Raw genomic sequence first — 17,342 nt, 5'->3', positions numbered from 1 at the left:
TTTTAATGTCTTGGCTGGAGCTGGGGGATAAACGAACAGAAAGACCAAATACTTTAATTGAAGGAGCGGGTTGAGGCATGTCAGCACAGGCACAGGTTGCAGTAATCATGGGCAGTACATCGGACTGGGAAACGATGTCCCATGCTTGCGCTGTTTTGGAGGAGCTTCAAATACCTTATGAGAAGCAGGTGGTATCTGCACACCGCACGCCGGATTTGATGTTTGAATTTGCGGAGCAAGCGGCAGAGCGCGGTTTAAAGGTCATCATCGCAGGCGCGGGCGGAGCAGCTCATTTGCCGGGTATGGTCGCATCAAAGACGATTCTTCCCGTTATCGGCGTCCCGGTGAAGTCGGCGGCCTTGAACGGTCTGGACTCCCTGCTCTCTATCGTGCAAATGCCGGGGGGAATTCCGGTTGCTACTGTGGCGATCGGCAAGGCGGGCGCGATTAACGCCGGTTTGCTTGCAGCGCAAATGATCGGGGCCTTCGATTCTGAAGTGTCATCTCGTGTGCAGGAGCGCCGCGACCGTATTCGTGACCAAGTGCTAGACAGCTCTGCTGAGCTGGGGGAGAACAAGTGATGAACGAAAATTCTGGTGCAGTGAACGGATCTAAGGGCCGGGCTGCCGCGAACGGCAGCGCTGAACAGCGGCATAGCGAACGCGTAGGAAACGTCATTCCGCCGGGCTCGACGATCGGTGTCCTTGGGGGAGGACAGCTTGGGCGAATGATGACGCTGGCTGGCACCAACCTCGGCTATCGATTTGTGACGCTCGATCCGACGCCATCGTCTCCATGCGGTCAAGTAGCGGAGCAAATCGTCGCCGGATACGATGATCAGGAGGCAGCGAGGGGATTGGCCGAGCGATCCGACGTGATCACGTATGAATTCGAGAACGTGGACGCAGAAGTGGCGGCGCTGCTCGAAGAATTATCTTATGTTCCGCAAGGCAGCCAGCTTCTATATACGACGCAGCATCGCCTGCGCGAGAAGCGGGCCGTGGAAGCGGCTGGAGCTACTGTAGCTCCCTATGCGGAGATCAGCAGCGAGCAGCAGCTGCGCGAGGCCGTAGCACGGCTGGGCATTCCCAGCGTGCTGAAGACTGCGACGGGTGGGTATGACGGCAAAGGGCAATGGGTAATCCGCTCCGAAGCGGAAATCAGCCCGGCCTATGCCGAATTAAGCCAGGCGGGCACAGAGCTCGTATTGGAGCAATTTATTCCCTTCGTGAAGGAATTGTCCGTCATCGCAGCGCGCAGCCCGCGCGGTGAAATCCGAACGTTCCCGGTTGCGGAGAATATCCATGTGGATAATATTTTGCACGCATCGATCGTTCCTGCAAGAATCGAGCAGGAAGTGCAGCGAGAGGCTGAACGGCTTGCTGCACGGATCGCGGAGTCGATGGGAGCCGTTGGGCTCCTCGCCGTGGAAATGTTCCTGACCGGAGACGGACGGATTTATGTGAATGAGCTGGCGCCGCGCCCGCATAATTCGGGACATTATACGATGGAGGCCTGCACGACATCGCAATTCGAGCAGCATATCCGGGCAATTTGCAATCTACCGCTCGGTGAGTCGAAGCTGCTGACGCCGGTCGTCATGGTGAACGTGCTCGGTGAGCATGTGGAGGCCGTGGCGGAAGCCGTATCCGCAGGGAACTGGGGCTCACTAGGGCCAGACGCTGCGGCGTCAGCAAACTTGGTGCCAAAGGTGCATTTATACGGCAAGACTGGGTCGGCCGCCAAACGCAAAATGGGACATGTCAACATACTGTGCAGCGATGTGCAGGAAGGCATTGATTTTATAGACCAAACTAAAATTTGGAGGAACCAGCTCATATGATCGAACGTTACAGCAGACCCGAGATGAGAGCGATCTGGACCGAGAAGAACAAGTTCAAAGCGTGGCTGGAGGTAGAGATTTGCGCATGCGAGGCTTGGGCTGAACTTGGAGTCATTCCGAAGGAAGATGCCAGGCTGCTGCGCGAGAAGGCATCCTTTGATATCGATCGCATTTACGAAATCGAGCAGGAGACCCGCCACGATGTGATCGCGTTTACCCGCGCGGTATCGGAAAGCCTCGGAGCGGAGCGCAAGTGGGTGCATTACGGGCTTACTTCCACGGACGTCGTCGACACGGCTCTAGGTTATCTGCTGAAGCAAGCGAATGAGATACTGGAACGAGATATTTTGAGTTTTATCGAAATTGTGCGGGAAAAGGCACTTGCCTACAAGGACACGCCGATGATGGGTCGTACCCATGGCGTACATGCGGAGCCGACGACTTTCGGCCTGAAGATGGCCTTATGGCATGAGGAGATGAAACGGAATCTGGAGCGTTTCCGCCGGGCGGCAGATGGTGTGCAGTTCGGTAAAATATCCGGAGCCGTCGGTACTTACGCAAACATTGACCCGTTCGTGGAGGAGTATGTTTGCAAGAAGCTAGGCACGCAGCCGGCTCCGATCTCTACGCAGACGCTGCAGCGTGACCGCCATGCCGAATATATGGCGACCCTAGCGCTAATCGCCACATCGCTCGATAAATTCGCTACCGAAATCCGTGCCCTGCAGAAGAGCGAGTTCCGAGAGGTCGAGGAGGCCTTCGCTAAAGGCCAAAAAGGCTCCTCCGCCATGCCGCACAAGCGCAACCCAATCGGCAGCGAGAATATTTCCGGTTTGTCCCGCGTCATCCGCGGGCATATGGTGTCCGCTTACGAGAACGTGACGCTGTGGCATGAACGCGATATCTCGCACTCTTCCGTAGAGCGCGTGATCCTGCCGGATGCGACGATGCTGCTCAATTATATGCTGAATCGCTTCGGCAATATCGTAAAGAACCTGACGGTATTCCCGGAGAACATGAAGCGCAACATGAGCCGTACGTTCGGGGTTCCTTTCTCCGGACGCGTCATGACGAAGCTGATCGACAAGGGTTTCAGCCGCGAGCAGGCCTATGATACGGTTCAGCCCCGGGCGATGCAGGCTTGGGAGACGCAGCGCCAGTTCCGCGAACTGATCGAAGAGGCGCCGGAAATTACGGCTGTTCTAGGCTCGGAGGAAATTGAGGATGCGTTTAACCCGTCCTGGCATTTGAAGCATGTAGATACGATTTTCCGCAAGCTCGGATTGTCTGATTAATACTACGAAATGCAGGGGGCAGGGACAATGGAATCACAGGCGATTTCCACGGCGGAGGAGCTGGTAAACGCGCCGCTGCTATATAAAGGCAAAGTCCGGGAGCTGTACGATTTGGGAGAGCATTATCTAATCGTGGTGACGGATCGCATTTCCGCTTTCGATTACGTGCTGGAGCCGGCTGTGCCTGACAAGGGCAGCGTCCTCAATCGTCTTAGCGCACATTGGTTCTCACTGACTAGCGATCTTATCGACAATCATGTTATTCATGCCGATCCGGATCGTATTGGGGATACGGTGAAGCCGGAGTACAAGCATCTGTTGAGGGATCGGATCATGGTCGCCCGCAGAGCCGAGCGCATTCCTATTGAATGTGTCGTACGCGGTTATGTCACGGGAGGCGGCTGGAGGCAGTATGAGGAGACCGGGGAGATCAATGGCACAGAGCTGCCTGCAGGTCTGAGAAAGAACGCCAAGCTGCCAGAGCCGATATTTACGCCTTCCTCGAAAAATGATGTCGGCCATGACGAGGACATCTCCTTCGAGCGGATGTCGGAACTGGTCGGGACAGAGCTTGCCGAGCAACTGCGCACCCGGAGCTTGGAGCTGTATGAGTTCGCTCGTCAGTACTGCGACCAGCGGGGAATTATCCTCGCGGACTGCAAGCTGGAATTCGGCTCGGTGGATGGCGAGCTTATCCTGATCGACGAAATTTTCACCCCGGATGCGGCACGTTTCTGGGCGAAGGAAAATTACGTGCTCGATATGGATATCGACAGCATGGATAAAGAGCCGGTACGTACTTATCTTGCCGGCTCCGGTTGGGACAAGAACAGCAAGCCCGCCCCACTGCCCTCATCCGTCGTTGAAGAGACGGCCTGTCGATATCGGGAAATATTTTATCGCCTGACCGGTCAGCGGTTAGTCTGAAGTTTAATTACAGTATCAAGGCTGTAGTGACTAGCGGCGGAAGAACACACAAGCGATTCACAAGCGATGCTTCATCAGCCGCATTTGTCGCGAAGGCTTATAAATATATTGCAACAATCAGCACTTGATTCATTTATATCATTCATTAGGAGGAACACGAGGAATATGATTAAAGCGTCCGTTTATGTCACCATCAAGCAAAGCGTACTTGATCCGCAAGGAGTTGCCGTACAAGGTGCCCTGCATTCTATGGGATTTGCAGAGGTTGAGAGTGTCCGTATCGGTAAGTATTTGGAGCTGCAGCTGGATACCAATGATCGCAATGAGGCGGAAGCCCGTGTAAAAGAGATGTGTGAGAAGCTGTTGGCCAACACGGTCGTCGAAGATTACCGCTTTGAATTGGAGGGCTAATCCATGAAATTCGCAGTACTCGTATTTCCCGGTTCCAACTGTGATATCGACTGCTATAAAGCCGTGGAAGACACATTAGGCGAGCCAGTCGATTACGTGTGGCACACGGCCACTGATCTTTCCGCTTATGACTGTATTCTTGTTCCTGGCGGGTTCTCTTATGGCGACTATCTTCGCTGCGGGGCGATCGCAAGATTCGCTCCGGTAATGGCCGAGGTAGCCAAAGCCGCCGAGCAAGGCAAATATATTCTTGGCATTTGCAACGGATTTCAAATTTTGACCGAAGCCGGATTGCTCCCTGGCACACTGCGCCGCAACACGTCGCTGAAATTCCGCTGCCATGATACCGTGCTTCGCGTAGAGAACAACGATAATCCGTTCACTACCCAATACCAGAAGGGCGAGGAGATTCATATCCCGATCGCCCATGGCGAGGGGAACTATTATTGCGATGAAGCAACGCACGCTCAATTGAAGGCGAACAATCAAATTATTTTCCGTTATGTGGATAATCCAAATGGTTCCGTAGACGACATTGCGGGAGTTTCCAATGAACGCGGGAACGTCGTGGGCATGATGCCGCATCCTGAGCGTGCAGTGGACAGCCTGCTTGGATCAGAGGACGGCAAACGTATGTTTACATCGATATTAAAGGCTTGGAGGGATCGGCATGAGTCAGCAAGTGTCCGCTAAAGAACCGAATGCAGAGCAAATCGCAGAACAGCAAATTTATAAACAAATGGGCGTATCGGACAGTGAGTACGAACTGATTTGCGGATTTCTGGGACGTAAACCGAACTATACGGAAATCGGCGTATTCAGCGTCATGTGGTCTGAGCACTGTGCCTATAAAAATTCCAAACCGCTGCTTCGCCGCTTCCCGACTGAAGGGCCGCGCGTCCTCATGGGGCCGGGCGAAGGCGCCGGAATCGTAGATATCGGCGACAACCAAGCGGTTGTATTTAAAATCGAAAGCCATAACCACCCCTCTGCGGTTGAACCGTACCAAGGGGCGGCGACAGGCGTGGGCGGCATTATCCGCGATATTTTCTCTATGGGCGCAAGACCGGTTGCCCTGCTCAACTCCCTGCGCTTCGGCAAGCTGGAAAGCGACCGCGTAAAGTACTTGTTCGAGCATGTCGTATCCGGGATTGCCGGCTATGGCAACTGTATCGGCATTCCGACGGTTGGCGGCGAAGTGGTGTTTGATGATGCCTATGACGGCAATCCACTAGTTAACGCAATGTGCGTAGGTTTGATCGAGCATGATAAAATCCAGCGCGGCGTCGCGAAGGGCGTAGGCAACCCAGTGTTTTATGTGGGGCCTCCGACAGGCCGCGACGGTATTCACGGGGCAACATTTGCTTCGGAAGAGTTGACGGAAGAGTCCGAATCAAAGCGGACGGCTGTACAGGTCGGCGATCCATTTATGGAGAAGCTGGTGATGGAGGCATGTCTGGAGCTGATTAACTCCGGTATCGTGCTTGGTATTCAGGATATGGGCGCAGCGGGTCTAACCTGCTCCAGCGCGGAGATGGCAAGTAAGGCCGGCAACGGTCTGGAGCTGTATTTGGATGAGGTGCCGCAGCGCGAAGAAGGCATGACGCCATATGAAATGATGCTCTCCGAGTCTCAAGAGCGCATGCTGTTCGTCGTCGAGCCGAAGGATGAGGCGCAGGCGCTGGAGATTTTCGAGCGTTGGGGCGTAATTTGCGCCAAGGTGGGTAAAGTGACGGACGACGGACGTCTAAGACTGATCCACCAAGGTGAAGTTGTTGGCGATATGCCGGTAACGGCGCTTGTCGACGAGTGCCCGATTTATAACAAGCCATCGGCTGTACCGGCTTACTATGAAGAAAATGCGAATGTAGATACACTGCGCTACGACGAGGTTACGGATTTGAACGGAGCATTGGATAAAGTATTATCCTCTCCTTCCGTAGCGAGCAAAGCGTGGGTATATAACCAATATGATTACATGGTTCGTACCAGCACGGCGGTTCAACCGGGCTCGGACGCGGCGGTCGTGACGATTCGCGGCACGCGCAAGGGACTCGCTATGACTACAGACTGCAACGGACGGTTTGTATATCTGGATCCAGAGGTTGGCGGACGCATCGCGGTCAGCGAAGCGGCGCGCAACGTGGTCTGCTCTGGAGCCGAGCCGCTGGCGATTACGGACAACCTGAACTTCGGAAGCCCGGAGAAGCCCGATATTTTCTGGCAAATGGAAAAAGCGGTTGACGGCATGGCGGAAGCCTGTCGTGTGCTGGATGCTCCAGTTATTGGCGGTAACGTCAGTTTGTATAATGAGAATTCCAAAGGCGCAATTTACCCAACACCGGTTGTTGGCATGGTTGGCCTCGTACATGATACGGATCATATTACGACGCAAGGCTTTAAGGCGGAGGGAGACGCTGTATTCCTGCTTGGCGAGACTTTTGCTGAGCTTGGCGGAAGTGAATTCCAGGCGGTCGTTCATGACGTGACGGAGGGACGGCCACCGGCGCTTGACCTGAACGTCGAGAAAAAATTGCTGGACAGCGTGCTGGCAGCGATTCAAAAGGGGCTTGTGCAATCTGCGCATGATTTGTCCGAAGGGGGGCTGGCCGTAGCTCTGGCCGAGTCCTGCATCAGCGGCAGCCTTGGCGCCAAAGTCAATTTTGCGACAGAGCTTCGTCCTGACTTTGCCCTATTCAGTGAGTCTCAATCCCGCATCCTGCTATCGGCATCTCCGGATAAGGCGGCAGAGCTGGAGCAGTTGATCGCATCCTACGGCGTTCCGGTTCAAAACATCGGTCAAGTTACAGGCGACAATCTGGAGATTTCGGTGAATGCCCGCTCCGTGCTGAACAGACCGGTAAGCGAGCTGAAGCAGGTCTGGGAGGATGTAATTCCATGTCTGATGCAATAATTCCGCAAGGGCTTTGGACAGGAGACTATTATAATCAAGGAACAGGCAAGAGTGATATATTTGATACGCTAAAAGAGGAATGCGGTGTATTCGGGGTGTTCGGTCACCCCGAAGCCGCCTCTTTGTCCTACTACGGCCTGCACGCGCTGCAGCACCGGGGGGAAGAGAGCGCAGGACTATGCGTAACGAACGGTGAGGAGTTCAATTATTACCGGGGCATGGGGCTCGTGAAGGAAGTGTTCGATCGGGACAGACTGAGCTCGCTGCATGGCGACCGTTCCATTGGGCATGTCCGTTATTCCACGAACGGGGACACCAGTCTGATGAATGCGCAGCCGCTGATTTTTAAATATCGGGATGGAGATCTCGCGGTAGCTACGAACGGCAACATCGTCAATGCCCCGCAAATCCGTCATCAATTGGAGCAGAGCGGCTCCATCTTTCAAACAACCAGCGATACGGAAGTAATTGCGCATTTGATCGCCCGGTCATCCAAGGATTTCGTCGAAGCAGCAAGAGACGCGCTCGGCCAATTGATCGGCGGGTTCGCGTTCCTGCTGCTGACGAATGACCGTATGATCGTCGCCAGCGATCCGCATGGGCTTCGTCCGCTAACGATGGGCCGTCTGGGCGACGCTTATGTATTCTCATCCGAGACCTGTGCGTTTGAGGTCGTCGGAGCGGAAACGATCCGCGATATATTGCCGGGCGAAATGCTGGTGCTGGACGCGGAGGGCGTGCATGAGGATCGTTATGCAGAGCCTAAGCGCAAGGCGCTATGCGCCATGGAGTATATTTATTTCTCCCGTCCTGACAGCGATATGAACGGTTCCAATATGCATGCGGCTCGCAAACGGATGGGTCAAGTCATGGCACAGGAATCGTTCGTTGATGCCGACGTCGTTACCGGCGTTCCGGATTCCAGTATTTCCGCAGCAATCGGCTACGCCGAGCAGACGGGGATTCCGTATGAGCTTGGCTTGATCAAAAATAAATATACGGGCCGTACCTTCATTCAGCCGAGCCAGGAGCTGCGCGAACAGGGCGTGAAGATGAAACTGAGCGCCGTGCGCCGAGTCGTCGAAGGCAAGCGCGTCGTGATGATCGACGATTCGATCGTCCGCGGGACGACCTCGCGCCGCATTGTAAATCTGCTGCGCGAAGCGGGAGCGACGGAGGTGCATGTGCGGATCACTTCACCGCCGTTTAGAAATCCTTGCTTCTACGGCATCGATACGCCGAGCCGGGCGGAGCTGATTGCTTCCTCAAAGACCGTTGAAGAAATCCGCCAGGAAATCAATGCGGATTCCCTGGAATTCTTAAGCGCCGAAGGCTTGATCGGCGCCGTCGAAGGAGATAACGCGAAGGATTATAAAGGCGGGCTGTGCATGGCCTGCTTCGATAACGAATATCCGACGCGGACGGATTTTGAGGGTGAGGAGAAGTTCGGCTGCGGCTGTTAAGTTAATGTGATTAATTGTGATCAATGATTGACTTTTTGAACAACCCCTAAAAATATTTTGAGGAGAGTGTCCATCGTGTCTGAAGCTTATAAAAATGCCGGTGTAGACATCGCAGCGGGCAATGAAGCGGTAGAGCGGATGAAAAGCCACGTCAAACGGACGTTCCGTCCTGAAGTATTAACGGATTTGGGCGGCTTTGGCGCTTTGTTCGGCTTGAACAAAGATAAATATGAGGAGCCAGTCCTCGTTTCGGGGACGGATGGCGTCGGAACGAAGCTGAAAATCGCTTTTGCGATGGACAAGCATGATACGATCGGGATTGACGCGGTGGCGATGTGCGTCAATGACGTTGTCGTTCAAGGGGCGGAGCCGCTCTTTTTCTTGGACTACCTCGCCTGCGATAAAGTAATTCCGGCCAAGATCGAGGCGATTGTGTCCGGGATTGCAGATGGCTGCAGTCAATCTGGCTGCGCCTTGATCGGTGGCGAAACCGCAGAAATGCCAGGCATGTACGCCGAGGGCGAGTATGATATTGCCGGGTTCACGGTAGGGGTAGTAGATAAGAGCAAGATTATTAACGGAAGCAAGATTGCAGCGGGCGATACAATTATTGGCCTGGCCTCCAGCGGTGTGCACAGCAACGGCTTCTCCCTTGTTCGTAAGCTATTGCTTGAGCAATGCGGTTATAGCCTCCATGATTCGCTTCCTGAGCTTGACGGCGCTCTGCTTGGCGATGTGCTTCTGACGCCGACGAAGCTGTATGTGAAGCCGGTCCTCGCTTTGCTGGAGCAAGTGCAGGTTAAAGGGATGGCGCATATTACAGGCGGCGGATTTATTGAAAATATTCCTCGCGTGCTTCCTGAACATGTTGGTGCAGAAATCAATTACGGCGCATGGCCGATTTTGCCGATCTTTGACTTGCTCCAGAAGAAGGGCGATGTGAGCAACCGTGATATGTTTACGACCTTTAACATGGGGATCGGACTCGTGATCGTAGTTGCTGCAGAAGAAGCGGACAAGACGCTTGAAACTTTGCGTGCTGCTGGTGAAACGCCTTATGTTATCGGTCGCGTTACGGAAGGCAGCAGGGAAGTGAAGTTCACTGGAGCAGAAGTATAATGACGGATCAATCTGTTGGAAGCAGGAGACCCTATCGGATCGCGGTGTTTGCCTCCGGTCAGGGGAGCAATTTTCAAACCCTCATAGACGCTTCGCGCGAGGGTACATTAGGGGCGGAAATCGTACTGCTAGTCTGCAATAAACCGGAGGCTCCCGTCGTCGAACGGGCGCATCGTGCTGGCGTGGATTGCTTTGTGTTTGAGCGGAAAGCCTATTCCCGCCGTGAAGACTATGAAGTGGAGATCGCTGAAGAGTTGGAACGCAGAGGCGTAGATTTGATTGTGCTTGCGGGATATATGCTGCTTCTCACTCCGGTTCTGGTAGATGCGTATCAAGGGCGCATGATTAATATCCATCCGTCCTTGCTGCCATCTTTTCCTGGAAAGGATGCGATCGGGCAGGCTTGGTCTTATGGCGTTAAAGTCACCGGTGTGACCGTGCATCTGGTTGACGGCGGAATGGATACCGGGCCGGTCATTGCCCAGAAGGTCGTCGAAATCCAGCAGGGGGATACGAGAGAATCTCTCGAAGAGAAGATTCACGCCGCTGAGCGCGATTTGTATCCGCAGGTGGTTGGTTGGTTTGCGGGAGGAAAGATTCGGATCGATGGGCGGAACATTACGATTTCGTAGTGTTGCATATCGTATAACGGTGCGAACAAGCTTAGGATAGATTCAAATGATGGTGGAGTCACAAAACAGTGCTATCGTTTTGCGAAAACTGCGTATTCACGTCTTTGTTCTTATAGTGTATGTCGATTGACGTTTTACTTGCAGCGGTTAATGTGGCATTTTCGATATTTCCCGAGAAATATCGGGTCATTTATCTAGCAAATGAAATATAGGAAACATCAGCTTTTAGCTAGTCCGGCATGAAGCCGAGGCGTTATTCTTGCCATAATATAGAGGAGGAAGCCAATCGTGAGTATCAAAAGAGCGCTGGTTAGCGTTTCGGATAAAACGGGTATCGTGGATTTTTGCCGCGGGCTGTCGCAATTAGGAGTAGAAATTATTTCAACCGGGGGCACGAAAAGTCTTTTGTCGAAGGAAGGTATTCCTGTCATCGGCATATCTGATGTAACGGGCTTTCCGGAAGTACTCGATGGCCGCGTGAAGACGCTGCATCCTGCAGTTCATAGCGGACTGCTGGCGGTACGGGACAGCGCCGAGCACCAAGCGCAAATGCAGGAGCTTGGCCTGGATTATATCGATCTGGTCGTCGTCAATTTGTATCCGTTCCAGGAGACGATTGCGAAGCCGAATGTCACTTATGAAGATGCGATTGAAAATATCGATATCGGCGGGCCAACTATGCTGCGTTCCGCTGCCAAAAATCACGCCTTCGTCTCTGTTGTCGTTGACTCGGGTGATTATAGCAAGGTCTTGGATGAAATTGCAGCCGAAGGGGATACGACCCTGGATACGCGCAAACAGCTTGCGGCCAAAGTTTTCCGTCATACGGCGGCTTACGATGCTTTGATTTCCGATTATTTGTCGAACGTGAACGGCGACCCGCTTCCGGAACGTTTTACAGTCACGTATGAGAAGATCCAAAATCTTCGTTATGGCGAAAATCCACACCAGAAGGCGGCGTTCTATCGCAAACCACTGGCTGCGGCGGATACGCTCACCTCGGCGGAACAGCTGCACGGCAAAGAGCTTTCCTATAATAACATTAATGACGCTAATGCGGCTCTGCAAATCGTCAAGGAATTCGAAGAGCCGGCGGTCGTGGTCGTTAAGCATATGAATCCTTGTGGCGTGGGAATCGGAGCCAGCATTTACGAGGCATTCCGCAAAGCGCATGAGGCTGACCCGGTATCGATCTTCGGCGGCATTGTAGCAGCTAACCGTATTATTGACGAAGCGACGGCACTGCTGCTTAAGGAGATTTTCTTAGAAATTATCCTTGCTCCTGGATTTACGGATGAAGCCATTGCCGTTCTGACGCAGAAGAAAAACATCCGATTGTTGAAGGTGAACGGACTGGAGCTGGGTGTAAATCGCAAGAGCCAGCTTGTCGTTACTTCGATTGACGGCGGCATGATCGTTCAGGACAGCGATGTTCACTCTTTGCAGGAATCGGATCTGAAGGTGGTCACGGATCGTGCTCCATCCGAAGAAGAATTGAAGCAGCTTTTGTTTGCTTGGAAAGTAGTTAAGCATGTGAAGTCTAACGCCATCGTGCTGGCGAAGGATGATATGACGATCGGCGTGGGCGCCGGACAAATGAACCGTGTCGGCTCGGCGAAGATCGCCATCGAGCAGGCCGGAGATAAAGTGAAGGGCAGCGTGCTGTCTTCCGATGCGTTTTTCCCCATGGGCGATACGGTAGAGACGGCTGCTAAAGCTGGCGTAACGGCTATTATTCAGCCGGGCGGCTCGGTCAAGGACGAGGAATCCATCCAAATGGCGAACAAGTATGGGGTTGCCATGGTCTTCACCGGCATTCGCCACTTCAAGCACTAGAGAGGTAGTTTTAAAGTCAGCTTTTGATCACGATGTAACCTTTATATAAACTTTTCAGATGGACAGGGACGGTGGACAGCAGAGGCGGCCTGCCGTTTGCTGTTTGGCTATAGGGGGGAGCAGTATGGATATTTTAGTGATTGGCGGCGGCGGCCGGGAGCATGCGATCTGTTGGGCGCTGGCCAAAAGCCCGAAGGCGGGGACGATTTATTGCGCGCCGGGTAATGCGGGAATTGGCCAAGTGGCAGAGATTGTTCCGATTGCGGTCAATGAATTCGATAAATTGACGGCCTTTGCTCAGGAGAAGCAAGTTGGTTTGGTTGTTGTCGGGCCGGATGATCCGCTGGCGGACGGGATCGTGGATGCGTTCGAGGCGAAGAGTATTCCGGTGTTCGGGCCGCGTAAAAATGCGGCTCATATCGAGGGCAGCAAGACATTCATGAAGGATTTGCTGAAAAAATACAACATTCCTACAGCTGCCTATGAGAAGTTCGATAACTATGATAAGGCTAAGACATACCTCGATCAGCAGAAGCTACCGATCGTCATTAAGGCGGACGGTCTTGCTGCGGGCAAAGGGGTAACTGTAGCTTTTACACGCGAGGAAGCGGAAGCGGCTTTGAAGGACATTATGGTCGGCAAGGTATTTGGCGACGCGGGCAGCCAAGTGGTCATTGAGGAGTTCCTCGAAGGACAGGAAATGTCGATCCTTGCTTTTGTGGATGGAGAAGTCGTGCGACCGATGTCGGCAGCGCAGGATCATAAGCAGGTCTATGATAATGACAAAGGGCCGAATACAGGTGGCATGGGGACATACTCTCCGCTGCCGCATATCGCGGATTCCATCATCGAGGAAGCGGTCGAGACGATCATTAAGCCAACGGCCAAGGCGATGGTGGCGGAAGGTCGCCCATTCCGCGGCGTGCTGTTTGCCGGGCTGATGATTTCTCCGGACGGCAAGCCGAAGACAATTGAATTTAATGCAAGGTTCGGCGATCCGGAAACCCAGGTCGTGCTTCCGAGACTAAAGAGCGATCTGCTGGAGATCTTCCTTGCATCCGTTAATGGAACTTTGGATCAGGTGGAAATCGAATGGAGCAATGAGGCGGCGGTATGCGTAGTGCTTGCTTCAGGAGGCTATCCTGCGTCCTATCCGAAGGGACTGCCGATTTCCGGGCTGGATGAAGCCGGGGATGCACTTGTATTCCATGCAGGAACAGCGAAGAATGGAGCTGGGGAGTGGATAACGAACGGTGGACGCGTATTGGGTGTCGTTGGGTTGGGACAGGATATTGCCGAAGCTCGCGAGAAGGCTTATGCCGCCGCGGAGCGCATCATCTTCGAGGGCAAGCATCAGCGTTCCGATATTGCGGCAAAAGCCTTAGTATAAGCATTCGTAAATTCGAGAGTATATTATATTCCTTGCTTATTCCGTAGAGGTTGTTTTAAGGACGGATAACCCGGTCCATTCCGGCGCATCTTAACGATATGAGTATTCCGAATATTGTTGAATGGAGGCGTCGAATCGATCATGAGTCAGGAAAAGAAGGATATGCTTCCAATTTCGCGCGAGAGGGTGGAAGTGGAAGGGCTGTACACGGATGAGTGGGGCCGTTCGGAATATTTGTACCGCGGGCAGGAGTTTCCTGCAGATCTTATTATGGGATCGACGGAATGGAAGCTCACGGAGTTGGCCAAGGATGCTGCAGAACGGGATATTTCGGATGACTTCGAAAACACGGGACATGCGGGGAAGCGCCGCAGCGGTCAAGTGGAATGATTGTGCAGAATTAGCGCCAGCCATAATGGGAATATCAAAGCAAGCATTTAGCGTCAGATTATGTCTGACGCTGTTTGTTATTTTCCAGCCCATATTTTGTAATAGAAGATGAATTGTTGCCGTAGGTTACGTATAATAACGAGAAGAAGTTTTTTTCGGGAGGACGAGCCATGCCAACCACGGCAGGAATACATCATATTACGGCGTTTGTCGGGGACGTTCAGGGAAACGTGGATTTCTACGCAGGCGTCCTCGGTCTGAGATTGGTCAAGAAGACGGTGAATTTCGATGCACCGGAAGTGTATCATTTATATTTTGGAAATGAGTCGGGCAGTCCAGGAACGATCATGACCTTTTTTCCACAGGATGCAGTGGAGAGCGGGATGATCGGGGGAGGGCAGGTCGGGGTAACGGTTTACGCCGTTCCGCCGGGGAGTCTGCTGTTCTGGCGCAAGCGTCTGAAGAAATTCAGTATACCTTATATGGATATCTCACGCTTTGGCGAGGAATATATACGCTTTACGGATAATTCGGGTCTGTTGATCGACCTCGTGGAACGAGCGGAGGGGTCTGCGAGTACATGGTCTTTTGGCGGGGTGCCCTTGCAATACGCGATCAAGGGGTTCGGCGGCGCATTGCTGTTCAGCAGCGATAGCGAGAGTACCGCAGGTGTGCTGGAATTGATTCTTGATATGAGGCGGGTTGCTGAAGAAGAAGGGCTTATTCGGTATCAGGCGACAGGGGATATAGGCAACTGGATCGATTTGAACGCAGAGGATATTCCGCGAAGCGGCGGTGGAGCGGGAACGGTTCATCATATCGCTTGGCGGGCAAGGGATGATAAGGAGCAGGAAGAGTGGCGGAGAATGATTGAGCAATGCGGCCTTCGTCCTACGCGAATCGTGGATCGTGAATATTTCAAAGCAATGTATTTCCGGGAACCAGGCGGGATTTTGTTCGAAATTGCTACCGATCCGCCGGGCTTTACGATCGATGAGCCGTTGGAGCAGCTTGGTGAGGAACTGATGCTGCCCGCGAGGTATGAGCCGCATCGCAGTGCGATACTTCCCCATTTGAGCAATTTTCAGGTTCGGTCTTTGGAATTTGATGAAGAGGAGGCAGAGGAATGAGGCATTTATTTCACGAAGGCAAGGATGAATCAGCGCCGGTGCTAGTGCTCTTGCATGGAACGGGAGGGACGGAGAGCGATTTGCTGCCGCTTGCCCAGACGCTGTCGCCTAATTCTTCCGTCCTCGGTATTCGCGGAAATGTGCTTGAAAACGGGATGTCCCGCTTTTTTCGGCGGTTGGCGGAAGGGCTGTTCGATGAGGAGGATTTGGCGTACAGAACTAGAGAGCTGTATGACTTTCTTGATGAGTCGGCTGTGAAATATCATCTTGATCGGCGCAATTATGTTGCTGTAGGATATTCGAATGGAGCCAATATCGCAGGAAGCCTCTTATTTCATTATCATGACGCTCTTCGCGGCGCCGTCTTGCATCACCCGATGGTGCCGCTGCGCAGCGTGGTGCTGCCGGATTTGAAGGACGTTCCCGTGTTCATCGGGGCGGGACGCAATGATCGAATGTGTCCGCCAGCTGAGACGGAGGAGCTCAGCAGCCTGCTGGAAGGAGCGGGAGCCAAGCTGAAGCTGCATTGGGAAAATGCGGGTCACAGCCTGACTCGAACGGAAATCGAAGCTGCGGCAGCCTGGTTTAGGCAGACATTTCCGCTCTAACCGAGGACGGAGTTTAATTTTAACGGAAATTAATTTTAATAGATGAATCATTAATTTGTTGAAGTGAAATGAGGAGAAGAGATGAATCAAACGGAACAAGAAACAGGGCAACGCACGGTAGGTATGGAAGAAATCGTTCGGGCGCACCATGTGCTTAAGGAAGTGGTGGTGCGTACCCCGCTGCAATTGGATGCAACATTGTCAGCGAAATATGGATGCCGCGTATTTTTGAAACGAGAGGATTTGCAGGTTGTCCGTTCTTTCAAAATACGGGGTGCATATAATAAAATTCGCAGCTTAAGTCCAGAGGAACTGGAGAAGGGAATCGTGTGCTCCAGTGCGGGCAACCATGCCCAAGGCGTGGCCTTCTCCTGCAATGCGCTAGGTATTCCGGGCGCGATCTATATGCCGAGCACGACGCCTAATCAGAAGGTAAAGCAGGTCAAACGCTTCGGCGGCTCGCATGTGGAGGTTATTTTGACCGGAGATACTTATGACGACGCTTATGAGGAAGCGATGAAGGCGTGCCGGGATCGCGGCATGACGTTCATTCATCCTTTTGATGACGCGAAAATTGTTGCCGGCAACGGAACGATCGGCATGGAAATTCTGGAGAATCTCGATGCGGCCGCAGATTATGTGTTTGTGACGATCGGCGGCGGCGGATTGGCCTCGGGCGTCGGCACGTATATTAAGGCAATGAATCCGGAGACGAAATTGATCGGGGTTGAACCGCTGGGAGCCGCTTCGATGAGCGAATCGTTCGAGCAGCAGCAGGTCATTACGCTGGAGACGATTGATAAGTTCGTAGACGGTGCGGCCGTGAAGCGCGTGGGCGATTTGAATTATCGCATATGCGCCGATTTGCTGGATGATATCGTGAAGGTGCCTGAAGGGAAGGCGTGTACGACGATTCTTGATTTATATAATGACAGCGCGATTGTAGTAGAGCCTGCCGGAGCGCTTGCCGTCTCCGCTCTTGATATGTATCGGGATGAAATTCGCGGCAAGACGGTTGTCTGCGTTATCAGCGGCGGCAACAACGACATCGATCGCATGCAGGAAATGAAGGAGCGTTCGCTCATTTATGAAGGGTTGAAGCATTATTTCATGGTGAACTTTCCGCAGCGTGCCGGAGCGCTCCGTGAGTTCCTGCAGGACGTGCTGGGGCCGAACGATGATATTACCCGATTTGAGTACACGAAGAAGCACAATAAGGAGAATGGACCGGCATTGGTCGGTATCGAGCTCAGTGACCCTGCGGATTACGGGGCGTTGATCGGCCGCATGGACGCTAAAGGCATTACCTATACGGAGTTGAACCGTGATTTGAATCTGTTTAATTTATTGATCTGATCAAGCACGAACGGGTTTGATTTAGCGA

At 53.0% G+C, this 17,342-nt stretch carries 16 protein-coding genes; all 16 read left to right on the top strand.

Annotated elements, in window-relative coordinates:
- The first annotated feature begins 77 nt into the window (after positions 1–77).
- The 16 genes from purE to ilvA all read left to right on the top strand — a co-directional run bounded on the left by purE (position 78) and on the right by ilvA (position 17,314).
- The gene (gene purE / locus CZ379_RS25545; protein ID WP_110934196.1) at positions 78–581 is read left to right on the top strand and encodes a 5-(carboxyamino)imidazole ribonucleotide mutase; all 504 of its coding nucleotides are present in this window, start codon (positions 78–80) and stop codon (positions 579–581) included.
- Positions 581–1,843 (top strand): 5-(carboxyamino)imidazole ribonucleotide synthase, encoded by a 1,263-nt coding sequence (purK, locus tag CZ379_RS25540; protein WP_110934195.1) that lies wholly within the window; start codon positions 581–583, stop codon positions 1,841–1,843. The genes purE and purK overlap by 1 nt, the downstream gene beginning before the upstream one ends.
- The gene (gene purB / locus CZ379_RS25535; RefSeq protein ID WP_110934194.1) at positions 1,840–3,138 is read left to right on the top strand and encodes an adenylosuccinate lyase; all 1,299 of its coding nucleotides are present in this window, start codon (positions 1,840–1,842) and stop codon (positions 3,136–3,138) included. The genes purK and purB overlap by 4 nt, the downstream gene beginning before the upstream one ends.
- 27 nt (positions 3,139–3,165) lie before the next feature.
- Positions 3,166–4,065, top strand: coding sequence for a phosphoribosylaminoimidazolesuccinocarboxamide synthase (locus tag CZ379_RS25530; RefSeq protein WP_110934193.1), 900 nt, complete (start codon positions 3,166–3,168; stop codon positions 4,063–4,065).
- 165 nt (positions 4,066–4,230) lie between these two features.
- A complete protein-coding gene (gene purS, locus CZ379_RS25525) occupies positions 4,231–4,476 on the top strand; it encodes a phosphoribosylformylglycinamidine synthase subunit PurS (RefSeq protein WP_055109705.1) in 246 nt (81 codons plus the stop codon).
- A gap of 3 nt (positions 4,477–4,479) precedes the next feature.
- Complete coding sequence (gene purQ / locus CZ379_RS25520) at positions 4,480–5,169, top strand: phosphoribosylformylglycinamidine synthase subunit PurQ (RefSeq protein WP_110934192.1); 690 nt, start codon at positions 4,480–4,482, stop codon at positions 5,167–5,169.
- Complete coding sequence (gene purL / locus CZ379_RS25515) at positions 5,147–7,390, top strand: phosphoribosylformylglycinamidine synthase subunit PurL (RefSeq protein WP_110934191.1); 2,244 nt, start codon at positions 5,147–5,149, stop codon at positions 7,388–7,390. The genes purQ and purL overlap by 23 nt, the downstream gene beginning before the upstream one ends.
- Complete coding sequence (gene purF, locus CZ379_RS25510; protein ID WP_110934190.1) at positions 7,375–8,853, top strand: amidophosphoribosyltransferase; 1,479 nt, start codon at positions 7,375–7,377, stop codon at positions 8,851–8,853. The genes purL and purF overlap by 16 nt, the downstream gene beginning before the upstream one ends.
- Before the next feature lie 75 nt (positions 8,854–8,928).
- Positions 8,929–9,972 carry a phosphoribosylformylglycinamidine cyclo-ligase gene (gene purM / locus CZ379_RS25505; protein ID WP_110934189.1) on the top strand — a complete coding sequence of 348 codons (1,044 nt, stop codon included), beginning with the start codon at positions 8,929–8,931 and terminating at the stop codon, positions 9,970–9,972.
- Positions 9,972–10,604, top strand: coding sequence for a phosphoribosylglycinamide formyltransferase (gene purN / locus CZ379_RS25500; RefSeq protein ID WP_110934188.1), 633 nt, complete (start codon positions 9,972–9,974; stop codon positions 10,602–10,604). Before purM ends, purN begins: the two co-directional genes overlap by 1 nt.
- 288 nt (positions 10,605–10,892) lie before the next feature.
- On the top strand, positions 10,893–12,440 hold the full coding sequence (gene purH, locus CZ379_RS25495) for a bifunctional phosphoribosylaminoimidazolecarboxamide formyltransferase/IMP cyclohydrolase (RefSeq protein WP_110934187.1): 1,548 nt from the start codon (positions 10,893–10,895) through the stop codon (positions 12,438–12,440).
- 124 nt (positions 12,441–12,564) lie between these two features.
- Positions 12,565–13,830 carry a phosphoribosylamine--glycine ligase gene (gene purD / locus CZ379_RS25490; RefSeq protein WP_110934186.1) on the top strand — a complete coding sequence of 422 codons (1,266 nt, stop codon included), beginning with the start codon at positions 12,565–12,567 and terminating at the stop codon, positions 13,828–13,830.
- 141 nt (positions 13,831–13,971) lie between these two features.
- Positions 13,972–14,220, top strand: coding sequence for a hypothetical protein (locus CZ379_RS25485; protein ID WP_199925787.1), 249 nt, complete (start codon positions 13,972–13,974; stop codon positions 14,218–14,220).
- A gap of 170 nt (positions 14,221–14,390) precedes the next feature.
- A complete protein-coding gene (locus CZ379_RS25480; RefSeq protein ID WP_110934185.1) occupies positions 14,391–15,350 on the top strand; it encodes a ring-cleaving dioxygenase in 960 nt (319 codons plus the stop codon).
- Complete coding sequence (locus CZ379_RS25475; protein WP_110934184.1) at positions 15,347–15,958, top strand: alpha/beta hydrolase; 612 nt, start codon at positions 15,347–15,349, stop codon at positions 15,956–15,958. The genes CZ379_RS25480 and CZ379_RS25475 overlap by 4 nt, the downstream gene beginning before the upstream one ends.
- 81 nt (positions 15,959–16,039) lie before the next feature.
- Positions 16,040–17,314: a threonine ammonia-lyase IlvA gene (gene ilvA / locus CZ379_RS25470; protein WP_110934183.1), complete on the top strand. Its 1,275-nt coding sequence runs from the start codon at positions 16,040–16,042 to the stop codon at positions 17,312–17,314.
- Positions 17,315–17,342 lie beyond the last annotated feature (28 nt).

It is taken from the genome of Paenibacillus bouchesdurhonensis, from assembly GCF_900155685.1.
Lineage (GTDB): Bacteria > Bacillota > Bacilli > Paenibacillales > Paenibacillaceae > Fontibacillus > Fontibacillus bouchesdurhonensis.
The sequence above is the reverse complement of the archived record's forward strand: the minus strand, read 5'-3'. Positions and strand labels throughout refer to the sequence as shown.